Annotated in this window: 11 protein-coding genes and 2 pseudogenes; 6 read left to right on the forward strand and 7 right to left on the reverse strand. The window is 68.3% G+C overall.

Translation table 11 applies throughout. The features are described 5' to 3' along the window. Nucleotides 1–19: 19 nt before the first annotated feature. Both VMD50_RS17075 and VMD50_RS17080 read left to right on the forward strand, forming a co-directional pair. Nucleotides 20–1185, forward strand: a pseudogene (locus VMD50_RS17075) (FAD-dependent oxidoreductase). Between the two features lie 14 nt (nucleotides 1186–1199). Then, complete coding sequence (locus VMD50_RS17080; RefSeq protein WP_325428911.1) at nucleotides 1200–1667, forward strand: cupin domain-containing protein; 468 nt, start codon at nucleotides 1200–1202, stop codon at nucleotides 1665–1667. On the opposite strand, the gene VMD50_RS17085 is transcribed toward VMD50_RS17080, so the two are convergent. Then, a complete protein-coding gene (locus tag VMD50_RS17085; protein ID WP_325428912.1) occupies nucleotides 1661–2059 on the reverse strand; it encodes a VOC family protein in 399 nt (132 codons plus the stop codon). The two genes, VMD50_RS17080 and VMD50_RS17085, sit on opposite strands and share 7 nt — an antisense overlap. Before the next feature lie 101 nt (nucleotides 2060–2160). Here VMD50_RS17085 and VMD50_RS17090 point away from each other — a divergent pair, with 101 nt between their 5' ends. Together VMD50_RS17090 and VMD50_RS17095 are read left to right on the forward strand one after the other, a co-directional pair. Then, nucleotides 2161–2988 carry an Rv0792c family HTH-type transcriptional regulator gene (locus VMD50_RS17090; protein WP_325428913.1) on the forward strand — a complete coding sequence of 276 codons (828 nt, stop codon included), beginning with the start codon at nucleotides 2161–2163 and terminating at the stop codon, nucleotides 2986–2988. A gap of 603 nt (nucleotides 2989–3591) precedes the next feature. After that, complete coding sequence (locus VMD50_RS17095; protein WP_325428914.1) at nucleotides 3592–4062, forward strand: YbjN domain-containing protein; 471 nt, start codon at nucleotides 3592–3594, stop codon at nucleotides 4060–4062. Nucleotides 4063–4219: 157 nt separating this feature from the next. Here VMD50_RS17095 and purQ read toward each other — a convergent pair whose 3' ends face one another. From purQ to VMD50_RS17110, 3 genes and pseudogenes are all read right to left on the reverse strand, one after another. Next, complete coding sequence (gene purQ, locus VMD50_RS17100; RefSeq protein WP_325428915.1) at nucleotides 4220–4894, reverse strand: phosphoribosylformylglycinamidine synthase subunit PurQ; 675 nt, start codon at nucleotides 4892–4894, stop codon at nucleotides 4220–4222. Further along, nucleotides 4891–5130 (reverse strand): phosphoribosylformylglycinamidine synthase subunit PurS, encoded by a 240-nt coding sequence (gene purS, locus VMD50_RS17105; RefSeq protein WP_325428916.1) that lies wholly within the window; start codon nucleotides 5128–5130, stop codon nucleotides 4891–4893. The genes purQ and purS overlap by 4 nt, the downstream gene beginning before the upstream one ends. A 48-nt stretch (nucleotides 5131–5178) precedes the next feature. Then, a pseudogene (locus tag VMD50_RS17110) lies at nucleotides 5179–5911 on the reverse strand (ATPase). On the opposite strand from VMD50_RS17110, the gene VMD50_RS17115 reads away from it, so the two are divergent. Continuing rightward, on the forward strand, nucleotides 5888–6526 hold the full coding sequence (locus VMD50_RS17115) for an MBL fold metallo-hydrolase (protein WP_325428917.1): 639 nt from the start codon (nucleotides 5888–5890) through the stop codon (nucleotides 6524–6526). The pseudogene VMD50_RS17110 and the gene VMD50_RS17115 overlap by 24 nt on opposite strands. A gap of 16 nt (nucleotides 6527–6542) precedes the next feature. Here the strand turns inward: VMD50_RS17115 and VMD50_RS17120 are convergent, their stop codons facing one another. Continuing rightward, nucleotides 6543–8210: an FAD-binding dehydrogenase gene (locus tag VMD50_RS17120; protein WP_325428918.1), complete on the reverse strand. Its 1668-nt coding sequence runs from the start codon at nucleotides 8208–8210 to the stop codon at nucleotides 6543–6545. A gap of 49 nt (nucleotides 8211–8259) precedes the next feature. Next, on the reverse strand, nucleotides 8260–8964 hold the full coding sequence (locus tag VMD50_RS17125; RefSeq protein ID WP_325428919.1) for a DUF2334 domain-containing protein: 705 nt from the start codon (nucleotides 8962–8964) through the stop codon (nucleotides 8260–8262). Nucleotides 8965–9171: 207 nt separating this feature from the next. On the opposite strand from VMD50_RS17125, the gene VMD50_RS17130 reads away from it, so the two are divergent. Then, nucleotides 9172–10785 (forward strand): DHA2 family efflux MFS transporter permease subunit, encoded by a 1614-nt coding sequence (locus tag VMD50_RS17130; protein WP_325428920.1) that lies wholly within the window; start codon nucleotides 9172–9174, stop codon nucleotides 10783–10785. 6 nt (nucleotides 10786–10791) lie between these two features. Here VMD50_RS17130 and VMD50_RS17135 read toward each other — a convergent pair whose 3' ends face one another. Beyond that, entirely contained in the window at nucleotides 10792–11355 is a 564-nt protein-coding gene (locus tag VMD50_RS17135; RefSeq protein ID WP_325428921.1) for a TetR/AcrR family transcriptional regulator, read from the reverse strand. Nucleotides 11356–11375 lie beyond the last annotated feature (20 nt).

The following is an 11375-nucleotide window of genomic DNA, read 5'->3' on the forward strand; positions in this document are numbered from 1 at the left end:
CCGGAGAGGATCTTCGAGTATGACAGCGGACTTCGACCTGGACTACGACGTCGTCGTCCTGGGCGCCGGACCGATCGGCCAGAACGTCGCCGAGCGCGCCCGCGCCGCGGGGCTCAGCGTTGCGGTGGTCGAGCGCGAGCTCGTCGGAGGTGAATGTTCGTATTGGGCGTGCGTGCCCAGTAAGGCGTTGCTGCGGCCGGTGATCGCCGTGTCGGACGCCTGCCGCGTCGGCGGTGCACGCGAGGCGGTCAGCGGCTCGATCAGCAGCGCCGGGGCCTTCGGTCGCCGCAACCACTACGTCAGCGACTGGGACGACAGCGGCCAGGCCGAGTGGGTGGGCGGAATCGGTGCGACGCTGGTGCGCGGGCACGGGCGGCTGGCTGGCGCGCGACGAGTCGCCGTCAGCACGCCCGGCGGCGAGCAGCCGGTGCTGACGGCGCGGCACGCGGTTGTGGTGTGCACCGGCAGCAGGCCCGCGCTGCCCGACCTGCCCGGCATCGCCGAGGCCAAACCGTGGACCAACCGCGAGGCCACGGACAGCAGCCATGTCCCGGAGCGGCTCGCCGTCGTCGGGGCCGGCGGCGTGGGCGTCGAAATGGCCACCGCCTGGCAAGGATTGGGCTCCCAGGTGACGCTGTTGGCGCGCGGGTCCGGACTCTTGCCCCGCATGGAACCCTTCGTGGGCGAGCTCATCGGCCGCGGGCTCGCCGAGGCCGGCGTGGACGTGCGGGTGCGGCCATCGGGGCGCGCGCTGAGGGCCGGCCATTGGACACCGCGCCGTGGGGCATGCACGCGACCACCGCCGACCATTACGCGGTGCCACAGGCCTTCTTCACCGACCCGGAGGCCGCCGCCGTCGGGCTGACGGCCCGGCAGGCCGAGGAAGCCGGGCACCGGATCCGCACGGTCGACGTGGAAATCGGGGACGCCGTGATGGGGGCCAAACTCTATGCGGACGGGTACACCGGTCGGGCCCGGATGGTGGTCGATGTGGACCGCGGCCACCCGCTCGGTGTCACGCTGGTCGGCCCCGGGGTCACCGAGATGCTGCACTCGGCCAACATCGCCGTCGCGGGCCGGGTGCCCGTCGACCGGCTCTGGCATGCCGTCCCCTGCTTTCCGACCGTCAGCGAAGTTTGGCTAAGACTGCTTGAGGTCTACCGTGATTCGTCGACAGACGATTGACAGGAGCATCCTCCATGGGAACCTCGGACGGATTTCACCCCGACTTCGACAAGACGGCGACGGAGGGCACCCGCAACCGGGTGCACCACGTCAAGGCGTCGGACATCAGTTCCGACACCGCACAGTCGGAGGGCCTGCGGCGCTTCGCGGCGCTCAGCGGTCAGTCGGTGGGCGCGGAGAAGCTGTGGATGGGCGAGACGCACGCGTCACCCAAAACTGTCTCCTCGAACCACCACCACGGACAATCGGAGACCGCGATCTACGTGCGAAGCGGCAACCCGGAGTTCGTCTTCCACGACGGCGTTCAAGAGGTGCGCATCTCCACCTCGCCCGGCGATTACGTCTTCATCCCGCCGTATCTGCCGCACCGGGAAGAGAATCCCGACCCGGACTCGCCCGCGGAAGTCGTCATCGCGCGCAGCACCCAAGAGGCCATCGTCGTCAATCTGCCCGGGCTGTATCCGCTGGAAAGCGCTCAGTAGACCGCGATTTCGATGAGGTTCCCGTCGACGTCGCGGCAGTAGTGTGAGGTCATCGGTCCCAGGGCGCCGATCTTGGTTACCGGTCCAGAGACGACTTCGACTCCGCACGCGGCGAGGTGGGCGCGCACCTCGTCGGGGGCTGCCTGGGTGATGAAGCACAGGTCCTCGGAGCCGGCCGCTTCGACGGACCCGGTGATCCAGTCGGGATCGTCGGCCAGCACCCCCACCGGTCGCAGGTTGATCTTCTGATTTCCGAAGCACACGGCCGTTCTTCGAGACGGCCCGAAAGTCTCTCGTCGCATGCCCAGGACCCGCTCGTACCACGACGCGCTGGCCTCAACGTCCTTGCAGTTCAGCACAATATGGTCGATCCGTTCCACCGCGAATCCCACGTTTAACCCTCCTCGTTGGTGGCGTTCTCAGCGCAGTCACCCCACCTTCGAGCGTCGCGGCCCGCGTTGACAACTTGCCATAAGACGTTTTAATACGTTTCATGCCCACTGAGATGCTCGATCTCGAGGCCGCCGATCTGCGAGTACGCCGCGGCAGCGTGCCCGCGAGCACCCAGCTCGCCGAAGCGCTCCAGGCCGCGATCGTCAAGCAGCGTCTCCCCCGCGGCGGGCGCCTGCCCACCGAGCGGGAGTTGATCGATCGCACCGGTTTGAGCCGGGTGACCGTGCGCGCGGCGGTGGGACTGCTCGAGCGGCAGGGGTGGCTGGTTCGCCGGCAGGGTCTGGGCACGTTCGTGGCCAACCCGGTGAAACAGGAACTCGGCTCCGGCGTGCGCACCATCACCGAGGTGCTGGCGAGCTCCGGCATCACCCCGCAGGTCGAGGTGCTCTCCCATCACGTGGGCGAGGCGCCGCAACGGATCGCCGACATACTGGGCATCTCCCACGTCCTGCGCATCAACCGGCGTTTTCGGGACGGGGACCTGCCCCTTGCCCTGATGACGATCTACTTTCCCCCGGGATTGGGCCGGGCCGTCGAGCCGCTGATCTCGAGGGCGCCCGGCACGGAAACCGCGCACGCGATGGAAAGTACCTACTCGATGTGGGAGCAGCGGCTCGGAGTTCGCATCGCGCGGGCCAGGCATGAGATCCGCGCGGCCGGCGCATCCCTCGAGGTGGCGGGTGCCTTGGGTGTGCCGTTGGGCTCACCGGTGTTGGTACTCGAGCGCACCAGCTACGGCGAGGACGACAAATCCCTCGAAGTGGTCGAGTTCCACTATCGGCCCGAGCGGTACCGGTTTTCGGTCACCCTGCCGCGAACGATGCCCGAACCCGGCGCCGGGATAGTCGAGCGGCGCGATCCGGTATGAACTCAGCGGGCCGTGCGCAAATCCTTCGCTAGCCCATTGTCAGAATTGCCATTGCGGCCAGCGCCATTATGGCGCCAAGGGCCACCAGTATCACCGTGATTGCGGCGCGCACGATCTCGTCTTCGCTGGGTCGCCGTCGCGGCATTATGGTTCCGACTCGCCAGACCATTGCTTTGGTTCTTGCGGCCACGGCAGTCCAGGGGCGTGTCTCCAATTCAAAATCCGGCAAGCCACGCGAGCTCCCCGCCCCTCCGTGTCCGTTCAACGTACGGCTGCTGACGAGCTCGTGCGTAGGGGTTGCGGTGGTCATGCCGGCCGGCCCTGGAAATGCCGACCCGCGGATGGGTTATTTGCGGTCAAAGAAGCCACCCCCTTTTTTTCTTATGATCAACTGTAGAAAAGGGAAGTAACTATTGGGGCTAAGGCGACTAACGGTATGAGACGTAAGCGATTACGTTTCCATGTCAAAGTGGAGGCCGCATCGCCCTGGGACCGTTGCAAGCGAGCGGGTTCCGGTCGCTCAGCCAATTCTCAACAATTTCTTGGGTCCCGGCTAGCGTGCCTCCAAGGATCCGCAAAGCCGCCCGCCGCACCATCTATCTCATGACGAGTGAGCCGCTCTGCGCAGACCTGGTCGAGCGCTACCTGTGCACGCGCGGCAGCCGGTATTTCCGGGGCCAGCACGACGGCGAATTCTTCTACGTCGCCAACACCCGTCCGCGGCGGCTGCACGTCCACCTCGAGATCTGCCCGACGCACGGCGACGTGCTGATGATCCGGGTGACTCCCGCATGCTTCTTCCCGGCCACCGACCGTCCCTGGTTAGTGCACTTCGCCGACACGTGGAACGAGCAGAACCGCGAAGTCGTCGCGATCGTGCACGGCTCGTCGGATCCACAGCGCATCGGCGTGGTGGCGCGCAGGTCGCAGTGGATCCGAAAAGGCGTTTCTTTCGAGGATTTCGCGTCCTTCGTCGATGCCGCGATCGCGGACGCGATTGACCTGTTCGGCCAGTTGGCCCCGGCCGCCGAGCTACCGTCGGCGGCGCAGCCGATGCTGCGTGACGCGGGCTGAGGTCTGCCGAGCGCCTCGCGGAGCTCGCGAGCGTAACGCCACTGCGAAATCCTGGGCGGTATTCCGCAGCGGCGTTACGCGCGGCGCCCAGGTTTAGGGCCTGCGCCGTCGCCCACCGCGGTATTGACGAGTTACGCACTGCGGCAGGAGTTTCCGCTCAGGCGGCCAACACGGCATCCAGCGCCGAATAGAACAGGCCGAGGCCGTCGTCGGAGGGACCCGTCAGCGCTTCGATGGCGTGCTCGGGGTGCGGCATCAGCCCGACGACGCGACCATTGGCGGAGCTGATGCCGGCGATGTCATGCAGCGAGCCGTTGGGGTTGTCGAGGTAGCGAAACACCACCCGGCCCTCGCCCTCCAGCTCGTCGAGCACGGGCGCGGGCGCCACGTAGCGGCCCTCGCCGGACTTCAGCGGTACCAGCAGCTCTGCGCCCCACTCGAAACGCGACGTCCATGCCGTCGTGATCGACGCCACCCGCAGCCACACATCGCGACAGATAAAGTGCAACCCCGCGTTGCGCGTCAGTGCCCCCGGCAGCAGCCCCGCCTCGCAGAGCACCTGAAAGCCGTTGCAGATTCCCAAGACCGGCATGCCGCGCCCCGCGGCTTCGACCACTTCGGCCATCACCGGTGCGAACCGGGCGATCGCGCCCGCCCGCAGGTAATCGCCGTAGGAAAAACCGCCGGGCACCACCACGGCGTCGACCCCCTTCAGGTCGGCGTCCGCGTGCCACAGGCCGACCGCCTCGGCGCCGACGCGACGCGCCGCGCGGGCGGCGTCCACGTCGTCGAGCGTCCCGGGGAAGGTGATGATGCCGATCCGCGCCGTCACTGCGGCTCCCGGCTGATCGTCCAGTCCTCGATCACGGTGTTGGCCAACAGCGATTCGGCGATCTCGGCGAGCTCGGAGTCACCGATTGTGTCATCCACCTCGAGCTCAAACCGCTTGCCCTGCCTGACATCTGAGATGCCTGGGTGACCGAGCCGCCCCAGCGCACCGACAATCGCCTGTCCCTGCGGGTCGAGAATCTCGGCTTTGGGCATCACATGAACGACGACACGGCTCACCGGCGCTCCTCCTCAGGCTTGAACTCGGCCCCAACTCTACCGGCAGGGTCACGCGCACGAGGCGATGTAAGCGTCGCACAGCGGCGCCGTCAGTGAGTCCAGCACGGCGTCGTCCGTCTTCGCCGGCCAGGACACCGCTGGCGGCCCCGACGACCACAGGGTGAGCTCGCTGATGGTGCTGCTGGCCGCGTGGGCGACCAGATAGGTGTGCATAACGACCGGGCCGCTGACGACCGCGGCCATCCGGTTCGGTTCGTCGCTGGTGATCGACGGCGACTCCGCCGGTGCGCGCTGCTGGCAGGCGCGAAGCGCGCCGACGGCGTTGGCGAACACCGAAGCCGCGGCCTGGCCACCGCGGGCCGTGTCACCACGCCAGTGCAGGATTTCGGCCCGCAGCTGCCACTGACCGTCCGGGTGGGCCACCGTCACGCGGGCCGTGACCGCGGAGTCGCGGGCGTCCTGCGGCATCGCCGTCGAGTCACACAGCTCCTCGAACCGAAACCTCGCCGTTCCTGTGCCCGTCAGCGGGACGGCCACACCGGCCAGCGGGGGCCAGTTGTACACCGCGTCCAGCGGCACCGCCCGCTGCTGCATCCACGCGCTGTTCGGGATCTGGTCGCACGTGGGCGGGCAGGTCTCCGGGTCGGCGTGCGCCGGTGCCACGACGATCAAGGCCACCGCGAAGCCACCAACGACCAGCATCGTCGCCAGGATCACCCGCATCGGCATCACCCTCCGTTGGGGCACAATCGTAGTCATGCAACTGACGCATTTCGGCCACTCCTGCTTACTTGCCGAGTTCGACAACACGCGTGTGCTTTTTGATCCCGGAACCTTCGCGCACGGGTTCGAGGGAATCACCGGCCTGACCGCCATCCTCATCACTCACCAGCACCCCGATCACGTCGACGTCGGGCGGCTGCCGTCGCTGCTCGAGGGCAACGCCGATGCGGCGCTCTACGCCGATCCGCAAACCACCGCGCAACTCGGCGAGCCCTGCCGGGCGGTACATGTCGGCGACCAGCTTCAGATCGGCGAGCTGACCGTGCGGGCCGTCGGCGGCCGGCACGCAGTGATCCATCCGGAAATCCCGGCGATAGAGAACATTTCGTATCTGCTGGGCGACGGGGGGCACGCGGCGAGGCTGATGCATCCCGGCGACGCTTTGTTCGTCCCCGACGAGCCGGTGGACGTCTTGGCCGCCCCCGCGGCGGCCCCGTGGATGAAGATTGCCGAGGCCGTCGACTACCTGCGGGCGGTGGCGCCGGCACGCGCGATACCCATCCACCAGGGCATCATCGCCCCGGACGCCAGGGGCATCTACTACGGCAGGCTCAGCGAGATGACCAGCACCGACTTCCAGGTGTTGCCCGAAGAGAGCGCGGTCACCTTCTGACCGCGACTGCTCGGCACTAAGAAATGTCGTCGGCGGCACCGCGGCCGGCGGCGCGGCCGGAGAAGATGCAGCCGCCGAGGAACGTGCCCTCCAGGGCCCGGTAGCCGTGCACGCCGCCGCCGCCGAACCCGGCCACCTCGCCGGCCGCGTACAGGCCCGCGAGCGGGGTGCCGTCGGCCTTGAGCGCCCGCCCGGCCAAGTCGGTCTCGAGGCCGCCCAACGTCTTTCGCGTCAGGATGTGCAGCTTGACCGCGATCATCGGCCCCGCCTTCGGATCGGTCAACCGGTGCGGCGCGACCACCCGGCCCAGCCGGTCCCCGAGATAGCCGCGCGCTGCCCGGATCGCGGTGATTTGCCCGTCCTTGGTGAACCTGTTGGCCACCTCGCGATCGCGGGCGGTGACCTCGGCCTCGACCGTGGCGTAATCCAGCGGCTCCACGTCGGGCAGCTTGTTCATCGCGGTCACCAACTCGCGCAACGAATCCGCGCTGACGAAGTCCACGCCCCGGTCGACGAAGGCCTGCACCGGTCCGGGCGCTCCGGAGCTGGCCCGGTTGCGCAGCAGCTCGCGCACGCTCCGCCCGGTCAGATCGGGGTTCTGCTCTTGACCGGAGAGCGCAAACTCCTTTTCAATGATTCTGGCGTTCAACACAAACCAGGTGTAGTCGTATCCGGACTTGGTGATGTACTCCAACGTGCCGAGGGTGTCGAAGCCGGGATACAGCGGGACCGGCAACCGCCTGCCGGAGGCGTCCAGCCACAGCGGGGACGGGCCTGGGATGATCCGGATGCCGTGGCGCGGCCAGATCGGGTCGTAGTCGGTGATGCCCTCGGTGTAATGCCACATCCGGTCGGGGTTGATCACCCGCGCGCCGGCGTGCTGGGAGATGGCGATCATCCTGCCGTCGACGTGCGCGGGCACGCCGCTGAGCAATTGCTCGGGCACCCGGCCCATCCGCGCGGGCCAGTTCTTTCGCACCAGCTCGTGATTCCCGCCGATGCCGCCGCTGGTCACCAGCACCGCCGAAGCGCGAAACTCGAACTGGCTCACCGCGTTCCGTGACGACGCCACCCCGCGTGCGGCGGCCGACGGCTCGAGGACGGTGCCCCGGACCCCGGTCACCGCGCTGCCCTCCAGGATCAACTCGTCGACCCGGTGGCGGTGCGCGAAGCGCACCGTCGAGCGGTCCCGCAGGTGACGCGCGAAGATTTCCACCAACGCCGGCCCGGTACCCCACGTGATGTGGAAGCGCGGCACCGAGTTGCCATGCCCCTGTGCGCCGTAACCGCCGCGCTCGGCCCAACCCACCAACGGAAAAATCTTGTGGCCGCGGGCGCGCAGCCAGCTGCGCTTCTCCCCGGCCGCGAAATCGACGTAGGCGTGCGCCCATTGGCGCGGCCAGTAGTCCTCGGGCCGGTCGAACGCCGCCGTGCCGAGCCAATCCTGCAGGGCGAGTTCGTGGCTGTCGCGGATGCCCAGGCGGCGCTGCTCCGGGCTGTCGACAAAGAACAGGCCGCCGAACGACCAGAAGGCCTGGCCGCCCAGATTGGCGCTGTTCTCCTGGTCGACGATCAGCACCCGCAGGCCGCGCTCCACCAGTTCGCACGCGGCCACCAGGCCCGACAGCCCGGCACCGACGATGATCGCGTCAGCGGCGAACCCCCCGGCCGAAGAATCGCTCATGTCCGAACAGGGTAGTGCCCCCAGCCGGCGGGCTGATCAGGCGCTTGGATCAGGCCGCGTCGAGGATCGCCTTGGCGGAGCGCCACCGGTACACCGTGGGTGTGCAACCGTGCATCGAAGCCAGGTCGACGGCGTCCAGCATGGCCTGCAGCGGGCCCGGCTTGCGCAACTGGTGGGCGGCCACCGCGACCCGCACGATGCCGCCCCGGCGCGCTATGCGCTCCGCGGACAGCACCACCATGCGGCACCACCAGGGCTCGGTCAGGAAGCCCTCGCCGATGCCCAGCACCCGGGTTCGCACGGTGCTGTGCCGGACCAGGTCGGTGATCCCATGCAGATCGGCAAGCAGGCGAAAGCCGTTCTGTGGCAACGCCTTGACCACCCCCGGTGATACCACCCAGCCCGGTGCCGCGAACAGCCGGGTGCGCAGGCCGAGGTGCTCGAGCACCCGGTCCGCGCCCATCAGCCGCAGGTTGGCCTCGTGGGCGCGCAGGACCGCGAATTCGCCGCGGCGCTTCTTGGTGGCGGGGTCGTCGAAGCCGTGCAGCACGATCGCGTCCCCACCGGCCCGCCGGGCCGTCAGCCACTCGACGGTCTGCGGGTCGCGGTCGAGCCGGTAGTCACCCTTGAGCCGGGGAGCAACCAGCAACGAAACCGGGACGTTGCGAGCGTCCATTTGTGCGCAGAACGCCTCGACGTCGTCCAGGGTGCGTTCGCCGACCCCCGAGACCGAGACGATCAATTTTCCAGACACACCCGCAGTTTGACGATTCCAGGTGTCGGGACGGTGAAGGACACGCAGACAGCGGGCGTATATCGTCCCAGCCGACGACCCGGCCGGCGGATGCCCGGAGGCTGGGAAAAGGGGGCGCGCGGGTGCGCATGGGCGCGGCCCGGACCGCCCGCCCGCGCCGACGGTCAGCAAACGCGTCCCGGCGCTGAGCGGGACGATCGATTCGATATGCTAAGCAACGCCATGGACAAGGCCCGCTCAGCAGCGGCCGACACCGAGCCGCCCACCGCTCCTGCACAGCCGCCGGGTGCCCACGTCTACCCCGACAAGCTGGACGCCAGGCTGTTACGGGTCTCGGGAGTTTGCCTCCTGGCCACGGTGATGGCGATCCTGGATATCACCGTCGTCGCGGTCGCGCAACGGACCTTCATCGACCAATTCGGGACGAGTCAGGCCATCGTCGGTTGGACGATGACGGGCTACACGCTGGCGTTGGCGACAGTGATCCCGTTGACCGGGTGGGCGGCCGACCGGTTCGGCACCAAGCGGCTGTTCATGGGGTCGGTGGTGGCCTTCGCGCTGGGCTCGCTGCTGTGTGCGGTGGCGTCAACGATTCTGCAGCTGATCGTGTTTCGCGTCGTGCAGGGCATCGGCGGCGGCATGCTGATGCCGCTGGGATTCATGATCATGACCCGCGAGGCCGGCCCAGCGCGCCTCGGCCGGCTGATGTCCATCCTGAGCATCCCCATGCTGCTCGCCCCGATCGGTGGTCCCATCCTGGGCGGTTGGCTCATCGACACCTCCAGCTGGAGGTGGATTTTTCTGATCAACCTGCCGCTCGGGCTCGTAACGCTGGCTTTGGCGGCGATCGTGTTCCCCGGTGATCATCCGGCGCGGTCGGAAACGTTCGACGTCATCGGCGGACTGCTGCTGTCGCCCGGGCTGGCGACGTTCCTGTTCGCGGTGTCGTCCATCCCGCGCTGCGGGACCGTGGCCGATCGTCGCGTCTTGATCCCCGCGGCCATCGGCCTGGCGTTGATCGCCGCGTTCGTCGTGCACGCGCGGCGCCGTGCCGATCACCCACTCATCGACCTGCGGCTGTTCCAGAACAAGGTGGTCACCCAGGCCAACGTGACGATGCTGCTGTTCGCCACCGCCTTTTTCGGGGCGGGCCTGCTGCTGCCGAGCTACTTCCAGCAGGTGCTGCACCAGACGCCCATGCAGGCCGGCGTGCACATGATCCCGCAGGGACTGGGCGCCATGCTGACCATGCGGCTGACCGGGCCCCTGGTGGACCGGCGGGGGCCGGGCAAGATCGTGCTGGTCGGCATCGCGCTGATCATCGCCGGCCTCGGCACCTTCGCCCTCGGGGTCGCCAAACAGGCCACCTACCTGCCCGCGCTGCTGGTCGGGTTGGCGATCATGGGCCTGGGCATGGGTTGCACCATGATGCCGCTCTCCGTCGCGTCGGTGCAGGCCCTTTCACCGCATCAGATCGCCCGCGGCACGACGCTGATGAGCGTCAGCCATCAGGTGGGCGGTTCCATGGGAACCGCGTTGATGTCGATGGTCCTCACCAACCAGTTCAACCACAGCGAGACCATAACCGCGGCGCGCACACTCGCTACGCTCCAGCAAAAAGCGGCCGCCACCGGCGTGCCGGTCGACCCGTCCGCCATACCCCCACAAGCGCTGGCCCCCGGCTTCCCGGGCGGCCTGCTGCACGACCTTTCCCACGCGTACACAACGGTATTCGTGGTCGCGGTGGTGTTGGTGGCCTTCACCATCGTCCCGGCGGTATTTCTACCGAAGCAGCCGGCCAGTCAAACGGCCCACGAGTAGCGCCGCTTACCCCTCGAACAACATGGTCGTGATCCGCGCGACGGTGTCCATCGGATCGGTCCGTTTGAGGTGGGCGTTGACCGCGTCATTGAGCCACAGCGTCGAAAATCCGTGTACCAGTGACCATGCCGCCAGTTGAGCGGCCGCCGGGTCGGCCCGCGCGCCGGGGTCCCGCAACGTCGCGACGCCGCGGGAAAGCTCGGCCCCCGCGGCGGCCTCGGCGGCGTCCAGTTCGGGGTCGGCGGTGTCGAGGAGGGACTTGTCAAACATCACCCGATAGTGGCCGGGGTGCTCGAGGGCGAACCGCACGTAGGCCAGGGCCGCGTCGGTGAAGCGGCCGCGAGCTTCGGTCAGCGCCTCGGTCAGCAGCTGGAATCCCTGGGTCGCCAACGCGGTGAACACACCCCGCCGGTCGGTGAAGTGATGAGCTGGCGCGGCGTGCGACACGCCCGCGCTGCGGGCCAACTCGCGCAACGAGACCCCGTCCGCGCCCCGTTCGGCCACCAGGCGTGCGGCCTCGGCGAGGATCACCGCGCGCAGGTCGCCGTGGTGGTAGCTGGGGCGGTTCACGAGAGCCAGGATACCGGCCA

Origin of the sequence: Mycobacterium sp. (genome assembly GCF_035506235.1) — a bacterium.
Classification (GTDB): Bacteria; Actinomycetota; Actinomycetes; order Mycobacteriales; family Mycobacteriaceae; genus Mycobacterium.

Bases quoted from the DNA above. Each gene is read 5' to 3' on its own strand.
- VMD50_RS17080 (WP_325428911.1), top strand. From the start codon at position 1,200: ATGGGAACCTCGGACGGATTTCACCCCGACTTCGACAAGACGGCGACG.
- VMD50_RS17090 (WP_325428913.1), top strand. From the start codon at position 2,161: ATGCCCACTGAGATGCTCGATCTCGAGGCCGCCGATCTGCGAGTACGC.
- VMD50_RS17095 (WP_325428914.1), top strand. From the start codon at position 3,592: ATGACGAGTGAGCCGCTCTGCGCAGACCTGGTCGAGCGCTACCTGTGC.
- VMD50_RS17115 (WP_325428917.1), top strand. From the start codon at position 5,888: ATGCAACTGACGCATTTCGGCCACTCCTGCTTACTTGCCGAGTTCGAC.
- VMD50_RS17120 (WP_325428918.1), bottom strand. From the start codon at position 8,210: ATGAGCGATTCTTCGGCCGGGGGGTTCGCCGCTGACGCGATCATCGTC.
- VMD50_RS17130 (WP_325428920.1), top strand. From the start codon at position 9,172: ATGCTAAGCAACGCCATGGACAAGGCCCGCTCAGCAGCGGCCGACACC.